Genomic DNA, 16940 nt, shown 5'->3' on the forward strand with positions numbered 1-16940 from the left:
CCATATGTGGTAAAGGCATTTTATTCAGGTACCTTGAAGTTTCGCTTCGGTGCTGGCTCATCCAACTTTAGCCTTTCCGAAGCCTCAGGTGGCTTAACGCCCCGTCCCCAAGTCAGCGGTTTGCGCGACTCCCTGCCATGGCAGAACTGCCGAGGTGTGTAACCCATGATACGCTTGAAGGCCGTACGGAACGCACTTTCCGATTCGTACCCTACGGCAATTGCGATCATTGCGATGGAATCGCCGGAGTTCTCGAGTTTGTCAGTCGCCAAAAGCATGCGCCAGCGCACGAGATATTCCATCGGTGTTTCGCCCGCGATCTCTCTAAATCTTCGCGCGAATGTCGATCGTGACATGCCTGCGCGGTCGGCGAGATCCTGCAGTGTCCAGCGAAATGCGGGATCGGCGTGCATGGCGTTGATCGCAGCGCCGATCTGCTTGTCCGCTAGCGCGACAAACCAGTTCGCGTCGCCGCTCGCACCTTCAGTCAGATGCACCCGCAAGGCCTGCACGAGCATCATATGTGCGAGATGCTGCGCGATGAGAAGGCCGCCCGGTTGTCCTTCGTACATCTCCGCCATCATGCGCTCCATCGACCAGCGCAAAGCAGCCTGTTCGGATTCCTTGCGTATGCGTACGATCGGCGGCAGCATGCTCAAGAGAAATCCGGCATGCTTGCCGGCGACGGCGAAGCGACTGCCTGCCAGAAGCAGACCGCCGCCATCGTTTACCCGAACAACGCTCCCCAACCGCACCGACCGATAAATCGTTTTGGAATCAACCGGCGGGATCGCCAGATCGCTCGCCAGGCGGAAGGAGCGTCCGCTCGGCAATATCAAACAGTCTCCCTTTTCAAGACGTAATGGTTCAGGGACGCCCTCCATGGCGAGCCAGCATTCCCCGGAGACGACCGCATAACACTTGATCGTGTCGGACTGGTTAGAGAACTGGACGGCCCATTTGCCGCCTGCATCGATACCGGACGAGAGATAGCTGCGTGGCTTTAGCAGCGAGAGCACTTCTGACAGTGGGTCCATGGCCCCCTCCGGATGAACGCGAAACAAGGAAGCTAACAACACAGATTGTGATTTCCCAATCACGTTGATGGCACCCGCGTCAGCCGGATCCGGAACAACTACAATCGGGGAACGGAGCGGTAAACACGCAACCGTAGCCGGCGATCTCCGCATATCCGGGGATGCCAGTTGAGCGGAAAGAACTTCATCAAAGGCGCTCCGAAATACCGCCAACCGCCATTGGTATTGGTTTTACACCGTCTACGACGAGCTCAGATCATGCCGGTCGAACGGATCGCTCGTCGGTCGCGGAAGCTCCTCATGCGGAAAAACGAAGCGGCTCAATCGCTTTGCGACAGCATGCCACTTTGTATGGCGACGTTCGGGGCAGGGGAGGAAGACTCGCCAATTCGTGATCCATTGTGGTCGAGTAGACCGAGCAAGGATCAGGAACTGAGTGCCGCCTTTACTCTCTCGGGCAGGAACGGGTAATGCCGCAGCCGCACGCCGCCGGTGAGACGCGCCACGGCATTGGCGATCGCCGGCCCGACGGGAGGAAGCCCGGCTTCGCCGATGCCGGCCGGTCTGTTCTCGGGCGTCGGCATTATCCTGACATGGATCTGTGGCATCTCGGACATCCGCATCACCCGATAGGTGTCAAGGTTTGATTCCTGGACTTCGCCATCGACGATGTTGAGCTGCTCGTAGAGCGCGTGGCTGGCGCCGTGCACGATCGCGCCTGCGACCTGCGCCTCGATGTTCAGCGGCTGGATCGCCACCCCCGGATCAATCGCGCACCATACATTGTGCACTCGTATCTCGCCGCTCTCCCGGTCGAGCGACACCTCGGCGACTTCCGCGCAATGCGCTTCGAAGGCGTCAGAATAGGCAATGCCCAACGCCCGCCCGTCGCGCGGGCGGTCCCATTCGGCCATCGCGGCGACGGTCTCGATAACCTTCCTCGCACGAGGCTGTTCGCTTAGCAATTCCAAGCGGAACGCCACCGGGTCAACCCCTTTCGCTGCGGCCACCTCGTCGATGACGCATTCAATGGCGAACTTCGTGTAACCGTTACCGACCGCCCGCCAGGAGCCGACATCCTGGCCGTTATCCTGCCGGACGAACTGCACCAGATGCGCGGCAACGCGATAATTGTGGATCGTGCCGTCGGTTACCAAGCTGTCCTGGCCACCGGCGCGCTGGAACCGGTCCTTCGATATGCGGGCCAAGATCGAGTCTGCTACCAGCCGGTGGTGCCAGCCGACGATGTTGCCGGATGCGTCAAGGCCGACTTCCACGTGCTGGGCCGCAAGCGGCCGGTATTTGCCATGCCGGACGTCGTCCTCGCGGCTCCAGATGACCTTGACCGGCCGGCCCTGGACCGCCTTGGCAAGCAACACAGCTTCTATGACGAAGTCCTGTTCGGCCCTGCGGCCGAAACCGCCCCCGAGCAGAGTGGTGTTGACCTTGACCTTGTCGGGCGTCGTGCCGCCGATACGGGCGGCCACGTCCCGCGCCGTGCCCGGCCCCTGGGTTGGCGCCCAGACCTCCACACTATCGCTCGAGACCAGCGCCGTTGCGTTCATCGGCTCCATGGTTACGTGGTGGACGTGATCGCTGAGATAGTCGGCGGCGATGACGCGCGCTGCACCTGCGATGGCAGCGGCGGCGTCATCGCCCTGCGTATGCGAGATGACGCCCGCCTGGGCGAGATCGCGGCCGACATCTCGATAGGCCTCTACCAGGCGAGTGCTGTTGTAGCGCCGGACTGACGAGGAATTTGTCCAGGTGACGTTCAGCACCTCCTTTGCCCGCCGGGCGGCATCGTAGCTCTCGGCGATGATGCCGACGCCGTTGCGCAGGGGAACGACCTGGATGACGCCATTTACCGCCCTGGCCGCGGCGTCATCAATGCTTTCCGGCGCCTCGCCAGGAACCGGTGAGCGCAGTACCGCGCCGTAGAGCATGTCCGGCAGTTCCACATCAATGCCGAATTTTGCCGTGCCGTTCACCTTGGAGGGCACGTCGATGCGGTTGACATCCATGCGGCCGATATAGCGGCACTGATCGATGGGCTTCAGTTCGGCTTCGCTGACCTGCGGCAGCACATCGGGAAGTTCACCGGTGGCCGCGATCTCGCCGTAGCCCAGCGAGCGGCCAGATGGCAGATGTACGACCCTGCTTGGCTCGGTCGTGAGTTCGCTCACCGGGACGTTCAACCGCGACGCGGCAATCGCCAGGAGAATTTTGCGGGTCTGTGCACCCACCAGCCGCAGCGGCAGATAATAACCGCGCGTGGTGTCGCTGCCGGCGGTGAGCTGCGCACCGCCGAAATTGGGATTGCCGTACTTCTCGGCGTCAGCCGGAGCCTGGACGATGCGGACCATATCCCAGTCCGCGTCCATGTCCTCTGCGATAAGCAGCGGAATTGATGTCATGACACCCTGTCCCATCTCCGAGGCCGGACTGATGATGCTGACGATGCCGTCGCTCGCGATGGTGACCCAAACGTTGGGGGTGAAATCCCCCGTCGCCGCTTGAGCGGTCGCAGCTGCCAGCGCGACGGAGGACAGGCTGGCGAATGCGACCGTCACGGCTGTGCCGCCGACTGTCACGAGGAAGCTGCGTCGTGACAGGGCAACGGCTCGAGATAGGGATGTTTTTGTCATCGCTCAAGCCTCCTGCGCGGCGCGTTCGATGGCACTGATAATCCGCCCATAGGTTCCGCACCGACAGATATTGCCGTCCATGTGCTCGATGATCTGCTCCCGCGTGGGCTTTGGGGTGCTCTGAAGGAGCGCGGCTGCCTGCATGATCTGGCCCGACTGGCAATAACCGCACTGCGGCACCTGTTCGGCGATCCAAGCTCGCTGTAGCGGATGGTCTGAGTCCGGCGAAAGGCCCTCGATCGTTACGACCGCGAGCCTGGAGACGTCCTGAAGCATGGTTACGCAGGAGCGGGTCGGTACTCCATCGACATGAACCGTGCAGGCGCCGCATTGCGCGACACCGCAGCCGAATTTCGTGCCAGCGAGTTTGAGATGCTCGCGAATGACCCACAGGAGCGGCGTGTCGGGTTCGGCAGCGACATCGACGGCGCGCCCATTGATCGTGAACGCAGTCATGAATCGCGTCTCCTTCGTCAGTTATTTGCTGTTGGCTGTTGGCCTTCGAGATAGGTGATGATTGCCGCCCGCTGCGTCGCATCAGGGACGGCGACGGTCATTGTTGTGCCCGGAATCAGCCGGCGCGGCGCGGCGAGAAAGGTGTCGAGGGTCGCCTTATCCCAGATGATGCTGGAGGCTCGCATGGGGGTCGAATAGCGAGCGCCTTCGATGCTGCCGGCCGTGCGCCCGATCACCCCGGTAAGATGCGGGCCGCTCTTCTTTTGGCCGGGATCGATGCTGTGACAGGCCCCGCAGCGCTGTCCGAACATACGCTCCCCGTCGATCTGCTGAGCGGCGGCCATTGTGGGGTTTAGCAATGCAGCGAGCGCCGTTGCTGCGGCCGACCACGCACTTATTTTGCATAGAAGACGAGGGCCGATCCTACTGTGTGAAAGTCGTTCATTGGACAACGTGACGCTCACTAGCCACCTCCACTCTTGAAGCAAGTTAACAATGCAGCTCCGCACAAGCTATGCTGCAGCGGTTCGTTTTTCTTCGCGAGCGTCCCGAGCCGATCTACCAATTGGGGAACAGGGAAGCCACGTAGAGCCATGCGTGACTGCTGGGTATCCCGTCGGCTCCTATGTTCCCAGCCGCGCAGCCGCTCACGTTGAATAACGCAGCGCGTTCACGAGAAGGGAAAAGGCGGGCGAAGACTGGCGTCGGCTTGGGTAGTAGAGATGGAAGCCCTCCCAATAGGGAGAAAAATCTTTCAGAAATCGGTGGAGGCGACCGGTTTCGAGATGGAGCTTGGCGATATCTTCCGGGACATAGGCAAAGCCGAAGCCGTCGAGAGCCGCCTCAAGAACGTTGTAGATCGTGTTGAAGACGAGTTGCCCGTCCACCCGAACCTTGATCTCGCGGCCGTTCTCTTCGAACTCCCAGGCATAAAGACCGCCATAGGTGGGCAGGCGCAGATTGATGCACCTGTGCTGCATGAGGTCCTTCGGATGTCTTGGAATATCGCGTGAGGCAAAATAGGATTCTGCGGCGACGACCGCGAAACGAACATCCGGCCCGATCCTCACCGAGATCATGTCCTTGGCGATCTGTTCGCCGAAGCGCACGCCGGCATCATAGCCTTCGCTGACGATGTCCTGCAGACCGTAGTTCACATCCAGTTCGAGCCTGATGTCGGGATATTGTTGGAGAAAGGTTCGAAGCTTCGGCCATATGTAGCACTGGATCTGGTAGTCGCCGGCAGTCAGCCGGACGGTTCCAGCCGGCTGGTCCCGAAGAATGTTGAGCCCATCGAGCGCAGATCCGATCTCGTCGAAAAGCGGACCGATGCTCTGCAGCATCCTTTCGCCCGCCTCGGTCGGAGAGACACTGCGCGTCGTCCTTGTCAGCAGCCGCACGCCCAGCCGCTGCTCGAGCTGACGGAGCGTATGGCTCAGCGCCGACTGCGAAACGCCGAACTTGGCTGCGGCTTTGGTGAAACTGCGCTCCCTCGCAACCACCAGGAACACCATCAGGTCGTTGATATTCTGGCGCTCCAATGATGATTCCTCCTCATAGACGCCCATCATAAACGCCTGCCTATGAAATGGTAGCAATCAACTCTGGAGCAGCAAGCACGCCGGACCCCTTTGCGCCGGACCGGCGTGCTTTTGCTGCAAGCTGGAGCTTCACTTCGCCCGGCTACGCAGCACCTCTCCAACAACCGGCGATGCAGAGAAGGCGTTCGGCCAGCCGGCGTAGAAGGCCGTATGGGCAACGATCTCGCCGGCTTCTTCGGCGGTCAGGCCGTTATCCATGGCGCGGTTGAGGTGATAGGTGATCTGAACGCTCTGGCCCGATGCGATCAGCGAACTAACCGTCACAAGGCTGCGGTCTCGCGGTGCAAGGCCCGGCCGCTGCCAGAGGTCGAGGAACAGCGGGTCGGTCGTAAACTGCACCAGCCCCGGAGAGATTGGACCGACGTTCCTCTCGACGCCGGTGGCGCGTTGGCGCTCGACCTCTTCGTTGAGCGGCAGCAGTTGCGGAGAGGCCGCAGGCAGCTGGTCGGCCGTGATGCCCCGGTCTTTGAAGACGTCCTTGGTCGCGGCGACTGCCGACATCGCGTTCGACCAGCCCGAGTAGAAAGCCAGATGCGTGATGATCTCGGAGACCTCCGTCGGGCTCACCCCGTTATCGAGAGCGACGCCGACGTAGTGCTTCAGATCGATTGTCTGGTTTCGGGCGATCAGCACGGCCAGAGTGACGATGCTGCGATCGCGGCGTGACAGTTGCGGCCGCTGCCACAGATTTCCGAGCACATCCTCTTCAGCGTATCGGCCAAGAGCCGGTGATACGGACTGGATGTCGCTGACCGACAATGATGATGCACTTGCCGGCATGGCTCCGCCTCCACTTCCTTCCTGGGCCATGAGAGGCTCGCCCATCGTGAGAGAGATTGCCGTGGCGGCCAATATTCGTTTCATGATGATATCCTTCCAACTTGGTTGTTCCGGCATCGCCTGGAATGGGCCCGCAACGGCGCGACGACGAAAGCCGCAATGCGCTCGTCGTCAGCGTCGAAGCAGGTTGCGGTGGTATTGGCTGCCGCAGAATGTGCCCGCTAGAGACCGGATCGACGCAGCATTTCTTCGGGATAACGAGCTCCCTGAATGACGATGTTGGTCTGCTCGATCTCATCGAGATCGGCCTTGTCCAAGGTGACGTTCAGCGCCCCGATATTCTCCTCGAACCGTTCGAGCTTGCGTGTGCCGAACAGCGGAACAATCCAGGGCTTCTGCGCCAGCAGCCAGGCTAGCGCGACCTGGGCCGGCGTAGCACCATGCTTCTCGCCGATCTTGCCGATCAGTTCGACCAGCTTCAGGTTGACAAGACGCGCTTCCTCGGAGAAGCGGGGGATTCCCGCCCGGATATCGGAACTGTCGAATGTGGTGTTGAGGTCGATCTTGCCGGTCAGAAATCCCTTGCCGAGAGGGCTGAAAGGCACGAGCCCGATGCCGAGTTCCTCGATCGTCGGAATGATTTCGGCCTCCGGCTCGCGGGTCCACAAGGAATATTCGCTTTGCAGCGCGGCCACGGGCTGTACCGCATGCGCACGGCGTATCGATCGGGCACCGGCCTCGGACAGGCCGAACCACCGCACCTTGCCCTCGACAATGAGCTCCCTGACCGTCCCGGCCACATCTTCCATCGGCACGTCTGGATCGACCCGGTGCTGATAGTAGAGGTCGATGTGATCGGTGCGCAAACGTTTCAGGCTGCCCTCGATGGCGCGGCGGATCTGCGCCGGCTTGCTATTGACACCACCGCGGTGCTTGCCGGTCTCCTGATCGATGTCCCAGCCGAATTTCGTGGCGATCTTGACCTTGTCGCGAACCGGGGCAAGCGCCTCGCCCGCCATCTCCTCGTTCGTCCAGGGGCCGTAGACTTCAGCGGTGTCGAAGAAATCCATGCCGCGTTCGACGGCGGTGCGAAGCAGGTCGATCATCTCGGCCCGGTCGGGAAGCTCGCGGGCCTTGCCATAGCCCATGGCGCCCAGCGACAAAGCGGAGACCTCCAGGCCCTGGCCGAGTGTGCGCTTGATCATTTGCTTCTCCTCTTTTCAGGTTGATTTGAAGAGCTATCGACGACGCGCGCCGTGAGGCGATCGCATGCCGATCTCATGCGATCCGACCGCCGTCAGGTATTTTCGTCGCGTGGCGTGATCCGGACGGTTGCCGCGCGTGCTCGGGTGCTGACCATTGGCGGTAGATACTGGCTCTTGCGGTATTTGGCGCGGTAGGCGTCGTCGATACGATCGTTGATCGGGCCGTCGACAGGCTCGAAGGCGACCGTGCGCGTCATCCCGGCGGCAATGATCCGTCCGGCCTTCTGCTGGACCGCCGCCTGATACCATCGGGACTTCTGACCATGGTAGCCGCGTACATAGAGCTCGCCATCGACGACAACCTCCCAGATCCAGGTCGGGGTGCCATAGGTGGCGCCATCTTCGCGAAACGGTGCGACTTTCAAATCGTCGGCCTTATCGATTTTGCTGAGCTCGTCATTCGACCAGTTCATCGTCGCTCTCCGCTCAGTTTGGCTACAGTCGTGGTACCGCTTCCCGATCTCGTGCTCTGAATATAGAGCGCGTGCCCAACCATGATTAGGCGCCCCAAATCGCATGAACTTATGAGTGTGAATCATCAATGCAGGCCGGTCGCAGGCGGAGGTTCGGCCTGCGATGCAGCCTTTCGCTCTTACGGCGCTCTGCTGGAAAGGTGGCTGAAACGCACATCCGTCATCGCTCACGTCAACAGGCGACGTAGCCCGGTGCGAGGGAACATGGCGACCGGATTGCGGTATGATCGGCATTCTGCTACGACGGCCCGTCGAAAGAGTGCTGACCGGATGGTAGCCCGGTCGCCGTCTCAAGGGACGGCAATTCTCCCTCCAAGGGTATCCGCGACACCCGAGACCGGCTTGCCGGTCGCAAAGGTGTGTCCGCTGATAACCACGTCATCGTCGGCGCACCTCCTCAACTGTTGGAAGGATGGACGACCTTGAAGCTCACAGGAAACACAATTCTCATCACTGGCGGCGCAACCGGCATCGGTTTTGCGCTCGCGCGGCGCCTTTGCGAAAAGGGCAATCACGTCATCATTTGCGGCAGAAGCGAAGCCGCGCTGCGGAAGGCACAGGAGAAAGTGCCTGCGCTGATCACCCGCATTTGCGACGTTGCCGACGGCGAGAGCCGCCATTCCATGATCGAATGGCTGAAGGCGGAGCATCCGGCACTCAACGTCGTCGTCAACAACGCCGGCGTTCAGCATCGGCGTGATTTCAATAGCGATCCGGCGATCGACACTCTCGATCAGGAAGTGGCGATCAATCTTACGGCGCCGATCCATCTGATCGCCGAGCTGCTCGCTACCTTGCGGCAGCAAGAACATGCCTTCATCATCAACGTCAGCTCGGGCCTCGCTTTTTCGCCGATGGCCGATGTGCCGGTCTATTGCGCCACGAAGGCCGCGATCCACTCCTTTACGCTCAGCCTGCGCCATCAGTTGAAATCCACAGCAATTCGAGTAATCGAGGTCGCGCCACCGATCGTCGATACCGCTCTCGGCAGTGGTACGCGCAGCCAAGGCACAGCAAGCCGCATGATGGTCTCCTCGGAAGAGTTCGCTGCCGATGCGCTGGCGCAGCTTGAAGCGGATAAGGATGAGATCCTCGTCGGCATCTCCGCGGACACGCGCCGGATGGGCGAAGCCCTGTTCGAGCGCATGAACAGCCGCTCCTGATGGGTGTGGATTGCCGTGATGGGTCGCGGCAATCCGATCCTTTCCGAAGATAAAGGAGCGGCCGAAGGCTATTAAGCCTCGCACACCCGACGAATAGCTGAAGCAGCTGCTCTCCCGGCTGGAAGCTCAGGTGTAGAGAGACGCATTCGCACTCGGCTCCGGGGATATTGTCGCCAAATGTTCAATGGCGAGGGTGACCGCTTAGGGTGCTGGAGCCGACGCGGTCAGCCCAGCATGGACAAGAAGTCCTGCAACGTCGGTACTTCACGCGGCGAGGCATGTTGAAGGCGCGGATCGTCTTCCAGCGTATAGGTCAGGCCGTCTCCTTCCCAAAGCCACCAATAGACGATTTCACCCTTCTTGCCGCGGATCGGCATCTTGAAGGTCGGGAACTTCTTGTCTGGTTTCGGGATTTCAGCCGTCCCAATCTTCGCGCCGTTGATCTTGCCATGTTCCAGCGCACCGCTGAGCGGTATCATCACCACGCTTCTGGTCTTTGCGGATGGCACGGCTGCAAGTGCGGGACGTTCCTGATGGAAGCCGGGCAGGATACGCACGACTTCCGGATAGGCGACATGCGTGTGGGTGACCTGTACATAGGCCAAACCCTCCGGAGTCGAAATCTCCACCACGTCGCCAGGGCTGAACTGCATCTCTTTCTCCTCGTCTCCTTGACGATCTCGCCCTACCTAAAGGCTGTAGGCTTCGGTCGTCGCCTGATGGAAAAGTTCGTCGGCCGAGACCAGGCGCGGCGACAGGCCCTGGTCGTAGTGATAGCGCAGAAACGCGTCCAGCACATGGCGGTTCGGCTGCAGGCCGTAGCTCCACATGTCCGGTCCCATCAATGCACGGGCGCGGCTCAGACTGTCTTCTACGAATGGCATGGTCACCTTGGTCGCGGACGTGTCCATCAATGCTTCTTCAGCAATCGACTTCGCTCGGTTGAAAGCTTTCAGCAAAGCTCCGGGAAGCCAGGGATGCGCATCGGCGAGCGACCGACGCATCCCCAAGACGTGCATGATCGGGAATATGCGGGTCTTACGAAAATAGGATTCCGCTTCCGCGATCGTATCCGTGAAAAGTCGTCCGATCGCGAGATTGCCCTGATCGAAGCAGCGCGGCGAGCGGGGACCGACGAAGCCGTCAATATCGCCTCTCTCCAGCATCGCATTCAGCGTGTCGCCATCCGGCGCATCGACGATCTTGATGTCGGACGGCAGATCGACCCTGATCTTCTCCGGTCGGCCCGGCGTATCCATGCCTCCGCGAACCCAGGTGATTTCCGATGGATGCACGCCGTATTCGTCCTGGAGAATGCCGCGGAACCAGACATTGGCCGACAGCTGATATTCGGCAATGCCGATCTTGCGGCCGCGCAATGCCGCCGGGCTATCGATGCCGCGGTCCTTGCGGACGTACATCGACGTGTGACGAAAGGCCCGGGAGAGGAAGACCGGCAGCGCAATGTAATGCGGCTCGCCTCGCGCAACGGAGATGGAATAGGACGAGAGGGAGAGTTCGCTGATGTCGAAAGCGGCATGGCGAAAGGCCCGGAAGAACATTTCCTCGGGCGACAGCAGCATGCAGGTCGGATCAACGCCGTCGATCTTCACGATCCCGTCGTAGATTGCACGCGTGCGATCGTAATTTCCCATGGCCAGGGACAATTTAAGATCCGACATGGTCGTTCGCTCCCACTTGATGTTTCAGTCTTACGGGCGCATTGTTCGCAGCCGATTTCAATATTGCATGGCACACTTCGAGGCTTGCCAGCCCCCAGCGGCCGCTTTGCACCGGCGGGCGGTGCAATCGGACGGCGGAATGGATCGCCGCCGTCATCTCGGACCGGGGAAACCGGAAAGGCGGCGTTGGCCGAAATTCGCGCCGATCCTCCGCATAGATATGCAACCCCGCAGGGGTGAGTCGGAGATCGGCTTTCTCCAGCGACACGATGATCGGGCCGAAATGCTCATAGGATTCTGGGGCGGACGGCCTGTCGGCAAGGCCATAGGTGCGGGCTGCCTTCAATTCCATCTCGCTTGCGGCGCCGCGTGCCTTGAGTGCACGCCGGGCGCTGCCATAGGCCTGCATGTTCTTGCGGGCTCCCAATTCGCCGAAGCCGTCCATCCATTCGTCGCTGTCGAAAAAACCATAGCCGGAGTAGGTCATTGACGCGATGCATCCGTCGAAAGCGAGTTGAGCGATATAAGCCCCTTCCGTCGGGCGTTTCGGATCCCAACTGCCCGTGTAAGCTGATACTTGCCGAACCAGGCCGCCGGCGAGCAGGCGGACGATGTCGATCTGGTGGACGCCCTGGGAGAAGACAACGCCGCCACCCCGCGCGGTATCGAGTTCTTCCGGGCGACGGGGCCGATACAGGAAATCCGTATAATTGAAGGCGTTGATGAGCCGGAGGCGACCGAACTCGCCCTCCCTTATGATGGCACGGGCCATCTGAACCGGTATATCGAAGCTGTGGCTGGGGCCAATGATGAGATGCACCCCGGCGGCGCTACAAGCCTCCGTCATCCGAATACCATCGTCCAGCGAGATGGCGAGCGGCTTCTCGACCAGCACGTGCTTGCCGGCCGCCGCGGCCTTGCGGACATGTTCGAAGTGGAATTCATGTGGCGTCGAGACGTAAACCAGTTCGACGTCGGCATCGCCACAAAGGTCATCGACCGTCTGATAAGCCTTGCCGCCGAATTCCTGAACGAAAGCCTTTCGCGACACCTCTCGCGGCTCGGCTGCAGCGATAAGTCTGACCCTTGGGTCCTCCACGAAAGCTGTGCGGCTAAGGACAAAAGCCCGCCCAAGTCCCGCGACGCCTACGCGTACTGGCGATGCGGACTCTTCATCAAAGGTCAAGGACCAGACCTCCGGTCTTTGCGCGAGAGACACATATCATGACGAAGTCGTTCCGTTCTTCGTCCATCAAGACCATATCCCGGTGATCCGGATCCCCGCCTAGAAGCCGGCACTTGCAGGAGCCACAGGTGCCGCTTTCGCAGGAACTCGTCGTCTTGACGCCGCTTTCGCGGACCGCTTCGAGGATTGACTTGTCGGCTGGAACGGTCACCGTGCGGCCGGACTTGGCAAGCTCCACATCGAAGGCAATGTCGTCCACGCGTACGACTTCAACCGGCTTGAAGTCCTCGAAATTCACACGGCCTTCCGGCCAGTGGCCGGAAATCGATAGGATCTCGTCCATGAGCGGCTTTGGACCGCAACAGTAGACGTGCATGTTCTTGATCTCAGCGAAATGGTCCCAAAAATCGTAGGCTTTGGCAGGATCGCCATCATCGTGGTGAACTTTCAGCCGTCGGCCGAACGCCACCTTCATGTCCGGCAGGTACGCAGCCTCCTCTACGCTGCGCGAACAGTAGATGATGTCGAAATCCTTGCCATCAGCCGCCAATCGCGATGCCATGGAGTAAATGGGCGTAACGCCGATGCCGCCTGCAATCAGCAGGTATTTCGGGGCGGACTTCAAGCTGAAATTATTCTCCGGCGGCTGGACCATGATGGTCCTGCCAACCTCCGCCTGTTCGTGCATCGAGGACGATCCGCCGCGCGATTCCCGTTCGCGTTTTACGGCGATCACATAGGTTTGCGGGTCCAGGCCATCACCCACGAGCGAATAGCGGCGCATCGCGCCCGACGGAGTCTCGATTGTGACATGCGCCCCCGGTCCGTAAGGCTCCAGCGGCGCTCCGTCCGTCGCGACCAGCGTGAACTCGGCGATGTAGGGAGTGAGATCGCGGCGGCCGGTTATTTTCAAAGCGCGCGCGTTTGTATGCTCAGTCATTCTTACGTCCTTGCCACGCCATTTCCCAAACGGCTCTCCTCGCAATTTACTTAGGTATCTAATTAATTCCTGTCAAGCGCTGGACGAGATGGCTTTCACGGTGGTAAATTACTTAGGAAGCTAACTTGGAGGATTGATCTGTGCTAACCCCCGAAGAAAACGACGTTCTGACGCAGGTATCGGCGGACAAGCCGATGGGCAAACTGATGCGCCAGCACTGGACGCCAGTTTGCCTGATCGAGGAGGTCGCTGAACGTGACGGGACGCCTTTGCTGGTGGAAGTCCTCGGCGAACGTTATGTCGCCTTCCGCGATACGGATGGCAAACTCGGCCTGCTGGACGAACTATGTCCTCACCGGCGAGCCTCGCTGCTTTACGGCCGTAATGAGGAATGCGGCCTGCGCTGCCTCTATCACGGCTGGAAGATGGACGTTGAGGGCAACATCGTGGCGATGTCGTCCGAACCGGAGGGCAGCCCGCTCATGAACAAGATCAAACACCGTTCCTATCCCCTCAAGGAATGGGGCGGCTTCGTCTGGGCATGGTTCGGAGACAAGGATCAGGTTCCGGCCTTCGATCCCCCGGCATTCGCTCCGACGGAGGATACACAGGTTTCCATCCTGAAAATTCGGATACCGTGCAATTGGGCCCAGATCCACGAGGGCCAGATTGACAGTGCGCACTCGTCCAGCCTTCATTCGTCGGACATGGTACCTGCGCGCGTTGAGGGCGCGGCCGCCGACGACAAGTCCTGGTATCGCCCGTCTACCGACAAGTCGCCACGGATGCAGACGCAGACCACGAGCTACGGCTTCCATTACGCCGCCATTCGCAGACCCATCAAGGGCGCTGATACTCATAACTATCTGCGCATCACTCAATTCGTGGCTCCCTATTACTCCCTCATTCCGCCCAACAGCTCTTACAACGTCGCCAGCGTCATCGTCCCGATCGACGACGTCACGACGGCTTTCCACTTCATCGCCTGGGGGGGCAAAGACTGCCCTAGCACCGAGGACTGGCGCAAGTTCAACCATGCACAGAAGGGCATTCATCTCAACGAGAAATGGGAGAGCTCCCGGACGAAGGAGAACAACTTCCTCCAGGACCGCCAGGCAATGAAGCTCGGCAATTTCACCGGCATCAAGGGTATTCCGAACCAGGATATCGCAATGTGGGTCGGGATGGGTCCGATCGTCAACCGGACGAATGACGTCCTTGGCGCATCCGACCTCGCCATCGTTGAGTTCCGGCGGCTCATGGTCGATGCGGCCCGCAAGGTCGCGGCCGGAGGAAGCGCAATCGGTACCGAGGCGCCTCGACTGCCACAGGCGCGTATCGCATCGCGCGAAGGCGTTTACCCCAAATCGGTAGACTGGCGCTCGCTGGTGGATCCGGATCAGGCGATCGCAGCGGAATAAGCAGAAGCCGGTGCCGTCCGCGCTCATTCATCGTAACATTGAGCGAGCGCTGATGCGCAACCGAGGCCGTAGATGACACATGGGTAGGCCAGTGGATCGGCGATCCGAACATCAATATCGCCGCCATCGCCAGGCGCAGGATCTGGAAGACATTGGCCCGTCAGCCGCTGGGAAGAACTCCCATCGGCCGTGAAAGCCGCGGTGGTCGTGCTCGGGAAGGCAAGAGAGTCATCACAGACGCCGGCATCCGCCCCGGATCAATCACGCCATGACCTCGGGCTGACTCGGGGGAATGCCTCCTAAGCCTCGGTGTCCGGCTGGATTTTCGTCGCCATGTTTGCCTGAATGGCACCGAGAAATTGCATCAGCATCTGAATTTCCCTCTCCGTGAAGCCGGATGCGGCCGCATCTACAACGTCCTTGGCGATGGGCATCAACTCATCCTTTAATTGCTGACCGCGCTCGGTGAGGAAGATATTGATCTTGCGCTTGTCGTCACTGTTGCGGCTGCGTTTGACCAGTCCGTTCAGCTCCATGGCCTTGATTGCGGACAGGGTGGTTGGCTCCATCGTCCCGACGATCAAAGACAGTTCCTTCTGCGTCAGCCCGTCCTCGTTCCAAAGGGCTCGAAGGAAATACCACATGCCCAGCGTAACGCCGTGAGGTTCAATTCTCTGCTGCAGATATTTCTGGATGAGCCTGTGCGTCAGGCGCACCTGATAGCCTAAGCTTTCGGCGAACGGCAGGGAGACATGTTCTCGTGCTTGGATATCGAGATAGGTGCTTCGAGCCGCATCAACTTTCATGTCTAAGGAACTCCATTTCCTCTCAATATCACATGGCTGGGAATCGATGGCAATGACAGGGTGCGGAAGGTCAGAGGGAAGTGCTTAGTGCGCGAAGGAATTCCTGCTTTACGCTTTGCGACGGCCGGAGTGCCAGTTCAGAGCCGAAAAGCTTGAATTATTGTCGGTCGAACCACGCTCTGCCAAGCGAAATCGCTCCCAGGATTTTGCTCCCTTGACAAATACTAAGATACCTAAGAATTTATTGGTGGCATTCGCGGAGGAGCGGAATGCCTCAGGCGGACGCCGTTGAGTTAAGGGAGGTTTGGTTTTGGGTCGGGTTCAGACTATCTTCGCAGCATTGGCTTTTTCTGCATCGGTGAGCGCGCACGTCGCCCATGCGGAAACCCTCGACATCAATGTCGTTCTGCCGCTTACCGGTGGTGGCGCGTTTCTGGGCAAGGCCGAGCAACAGGCGCTGCAACTGTATGAAAGGGCAGCCGCGGCCGATCCAGTGCACGGCAAGCCGGTCAAGTTCGTCTTCCATGACGACCAGTCCAGCCCGCAGGTCGCAGTCCAGCTCGTCAACAGCATCAAGGTCAGCGCCCCGCCGGTCATTATCGGTTCGGCTTTGTCGGGGCTGTGCAACGCCATGGGTCCGCTGGTTCGCAACGGCCCGGTTCTGTACTGTCTTTCGCCATCCATGAACCCGAAGCCCGGGGGATTCGTCTTCAGCTCGAGCGTTTCCACCAAGGGGCTTGCTGAAGGCCTGCTTCGCTATTTCCGCGATCGCGGCTGGAAAAATATTGGGCTGATCACCTCCACCGATGCAACCGGACAGGACGCCTACAAGAATATCACCGCTTCCGTGGGCAAGGGTGATCTTGCCGACATCAAGATCGTCGCCGAGGCACAGTTCAATCCCACTGAGGTGAGCGCAAGCGCTCTGGTGCAGAGGATCAAGGGTGCCAACCCCGACGCCGTTATCGCGTGGTCTACAGGCGCACCGATCGGAACCATCTTCAAGGCGATCCGCGATGCAGGTTTCGAAGTTCCGGTGGGAACGACCGACGGCAACATGACCTACGCGCAGATGGAGCAATATGCGTCCTTCCTTCCGAAGGAGCTATATATCCCCGCGCCGCAATGGCTGAAGTCCGAGAATGGCGATACGTCTCCCAAGGCAGCCGCGGCGAAGGCTTCGTTCTACAAGGCGTTCGATGCCGCCGATGTAAAGCCCGACGGCCCATCGACGTTCGCCTGGGACCCCGCGCTGCTTGTGGTCAGTGCCTTGAAGGCCCTCCCTGAAAAGGCGGACGCGGACACCTTGCGGAACCACCTGAATAATCTTCAGGAATTCGGTGGCATCAACGGCGTCTATGACTTCAAGCGGGATCCTCAGCGCGGCCTCGACAAGTCCAACGTCATCGTCACCCGTTGGGACACGTCCGCAGGGACCTGGATCCCCGTAAGTGACGTTGGCGGAACCGCGCTGAAGTAATT

General features: G+C 60.1%; 16 protein-coding genes. 3 read left to right on the plus strand and 13 right to left on the minus strand.

Going from position 1 to position 16940, the window contains the following annotated elements; all coding sequences use genetic code 11:
- Positions 1 to 20: 20 nt before the first annotated feature.
- The 8 genes from GFM02_RS16495 to GFM02_RS16530 all read right to left on the minus strand — a co-directional run bounded on the left by GFM02_RS16495 (position 21) and on the right by GFM02_RS16530 (position 8200).
- On the minus strand, positions 21 to 1037 hold the full coding sequence (locus GFM02_RS16495; RefSeq protein WP_168322201.1) for an AraC family transcriptional regulator: 1017 nt from the start codon (positions 1035 to 1037) through the stop codon (positions 21 to 23).
- A 425-nt stretch (positions 1038 to 1462) separates the two neighbouring features.
- Positions 1463 to 3685, minus strand: coding sequence for a xanthine dehydrogenase family protein molybdopterin-binding subunit (locus GFM02_RS16500; RefSeq protein ID WP_168322202.1), 2223 nt, complete (start codon positions 3683 to 3685; stop codon positions 1463 to 1465).
- Positions 3686 to 3688: 3 nt separating this feature from the next.
- Positions 3689 to 4141 (minus strand): (2Fe-2S)-binding protein, encoded by a 453-nt coding sequence (locus tag GFM02_RS16505; protein ID WP_168322203.1) that lies wholly within the window; start codon positions 4139 to 4141, stop codon positions 3689 to 3691.
- 17 nt (positions 4142 to 4158) lie between these two features.
- Complete coding sequence (locus tag GFM02_RS16510) at positions 4159 to 4485, minus strand: c-type cytochrome (protein WP_205930341.1); 327 nt, start codon at positions 4483 to 4485, stop codon at positions 4159 to 4161.
- 303 nt (positions 4486 to 4788) lie between these two features.
- Entirely contained in the window at positions 4789 to 5682 is an 894-nt protein-coding gene (locus tag GFM02_RS16515) for a LysR family transcriptional regulator (RefSeq protein WP_168322249.1), read from the minus strand.
- 129 nt (positions 5683 to 5811) lie between these two features.
- Entirely contained in the window at positions 5812 to 6606 is a 795-nt protein-coding gene (locus GFM02_RS16520; protein ID WP_168322204.1) for a carboxymuconolactone decarboxylase family protein, read from the minus strand.
- Positions 6607 to 6743: 137 nt separating this feature from the next.
- Positions 6744 to 7727, minus strand: coding sequence for an aldo/keto reductase (locus GFM02_RS16525; protein ID WP_168322205.1), 984 nt, complete (start codon positions 7725 to 7727; stop codon positions 6744 to 6746).
- 92 nt (positions 7728 to 7819) lie between these two features.
- On the minus strand, positions 7820 to 8200 hold the full coding sequence (locus tag GFM02_RS16530) for a DUF2255 family protein (RefSeq protein ID WP_168322206.1): 381 nt from the start codon (positions 8198 to 8200) through the stop codon (positions 7820 to 7822).
- 482 nt (positions 8201 to 8682) lie between these two features.
- Here GFM02_RS16530 and GFM02_RS16535 point away from each other — a divergent pair, with 482 nt between their 5' ends.
- A complete protein-coding gene (locus GFM02_RS16535) occupies positions 8683 to 9423 on the plus strand; it encodes an SDR family oxidoreductase (protein ID WP_168322207.1) in 741 nt (246 codons plus the stop codon).
- Positions 9424 to 9647: 224 nt separating this feature from the next.
- On the opposite strand, the gene GFM02_RS16540 is transcribed toward GFM02_RS16535, so the two are convergent.
- Genes GFM02_RS16540 through GFM02_RS16555 form a run of 4 tightly spaced genes read right to left on the minus strand, consistent with a single transcriptional unit; the run spans position 9648 to position 13231 of the window.
- Positions 9648 to 10076, minus strand: coding sequence for a hypothetical protein (locus tag GFM02_RS16540; RefSeq protein ID WP_168322208.1), 429 nt, complete (start codon positions 10074 to 10076; stop codon positions 9648 to 9650).
- Positions 10077 to 10112: 36 nt separating this feature from the next.
- Positions 10113 to 11105 carry an ABC transporter substrate-binding protein gene (locus GFM02_RS16545; protein ID WP_205930342.1) on the minus strand — a complete coding sequence of 331 codons (993 nt, stop codon included), beginning with the start codon at positions 11103 to 11105 and terminating at the stop codon, positions 10113 to 10115.
- Positions 11092 to 12324: a Gfo/Idh/MocA family oxidoreductase gene (locus GFM02_RS16550; RefSeq protein WP_348643973.1), complete on the minus strand. Its 1233-nt coding sequence runs from the start codon at positions 12322 to 12324 to the stop codon at positions 11092 to 11094. The genes GFM02_RS16545 and GFM02_RS16550 overlap by 14 nt, the downstream gene beginning before the upstream one ends.
- Complete coding sequence (locus tag GFM02_RS16555; RefSeq protein WP_168322210.1) at positions 12281 to 13231, minus strand: PDR/VanB family oxidoreductase; 951 nt, start codon at positions 13229 to 13231, stop codon at positions 12281 to 12283. The genes GFM02_RS16550 and GFM02_RS16555 overlap by 44 nt, the downstream gene beginning before the upstream one ends.
- Before the next feature lie 140 nt (positions 13232 to 13371).
- Here GFM02_RS16555 and GFM02_RS16560 point away from each other — a divergent pair, with 140 nt between their 5' ends.
- Positions 13372 to 14652, plus strand: coding sequence for a Rieske 2Fe-2S domain-containing protein (locus GFM02_RS16560; RefSeq protein ID WP_168322211.1), 1281 nt, complete (start codon positions 13372 to 13374; stop codon positions 14650 to 14652).
- 299 nt (positions 14653 to 14951) lie between these two features.
- Here GFM02_RS16560 and GFM02_RS16565 read toward each other — a convergent pair whose 3' ends face one another.
- A complete protein-coding gene (locus GFM02_RS16565; protein ID WP_168322212.1) occupies positions 14952 to 15458 on the minus strand; it encodes a MarR family winged helix-turn-helix transcriptional regulator in 507 nt (168 codons plus the stop codon).
- 358 nt (positions 15459 to 15816) lie between these two features.
- Between GFM02_RS16565 and GFM02_RS16570 the strand changes: the two genes are divergently transcribed.
- Positions 15817 to 16938 carry an ABC transporter substrate-binding protein gene (locus GFM02_RS16570; protein ID WP_168322213.1) on the plus strand — a complete coding sequence of 374 codons (1122 nt, stop codon included), beginning with the start codon at positions 15817 to 15819 and terminating at the stop codon, positions 16936 to 16938.
- Positions 16939 to 16940 lie beyond the last annotated feature (2 nt).

Origin of the sequence: Rhizobium leguminosarum bv. viciae (assembly GCF_012276115.1) — a bacterium.
Classification (GTDB): domain Bacteria; phylum Pseudomonadota; class Alphaproteobacteria; order Rhizobiales; family Rhizobiaceae; genus Rhizobium; species Rhizobium leguminosarum_T.

Bases quoted from the DNA above. Each gene is read 5' to 3' on its own strand.
- GFM02_RS16505 (WP_168322203.1), bottom strand. From the start codon at position 4,141: ATGACTGCGTTCACGATCAATGGGCGCGCCGTCGATGTCGCTGCCGAA.
- GFM02_RS16510 (WP_205930341.1), bottom strand. From the start codon at position 4,485: ATGGCCGCCGCTCAGCAGATCGACGGGGAGCGTATGTTCGGACAGCGC.
- GFM02_RS16500 (WP_168322202.1), bottom strand. From the start codon at position 3,685: ATGACAAAAACATCCCTATCTCGAGCCGTTGCCCTGTCACGACGCAGC.
- GFM02_RS16495 (WP_168322201.1), bottom strand. From the start codon at position 1,037: ATGGACCCACTGTCAGAAGTGCTCTCGCTGCTAAAGCCACGCAGCTAT.
- GFM02_RS16555 (WP_168322210.1), bottom strand. From the start codon at position 13,231: ATGACTGAGCATACAAACGCGCGCGCTTTGAAAATAACCGGCCGCCGC.
- GFM02_RS16525 (WP_168322205.1), bottom strand. From the start codon at position 7,727: ATGATCAAGCGCACACTCGGCCAGGGCCTGGAGGTCTCCGCTTTGTCG.
- GFM02_RS16565 (WP_168322212.1), bottom strand. From the start codon at position 15,458: ATGAAAGTTGATGCGGCTCGAAGCACCTATCTCGATATCCAAGCACGA.
- GFM02_RS16540 (WP_168322208.1), bottom strand. From the start codon at position 10,076: ATGCAGTTCAGCCCTGGCGACGTGGTGGAGATTTCGACTCCGGAGGGT.
- GFM02_RS16520 (WP_168322204.1), bottom strand. From the start codon at position 6,606: ATGAAACGAATATTGGCCGCCACGGCAATCTCTCTCACGATGGGCGAG.
- GFM02_RS16530 (WP_168322206.1), bottom strand. From the start codon at position 8,200: ATGAACTGGTCGAATGACGAGCTCAGCAAAATCGATAAGGCCGACGAT.
- GFM02_RS16545 (WP_205930342.1), bottom strand. From the start codon at position 11,105: ATGTCGGATCTTAAATTGTCCCTGGCCATGGGAAATTACGATCGCACG.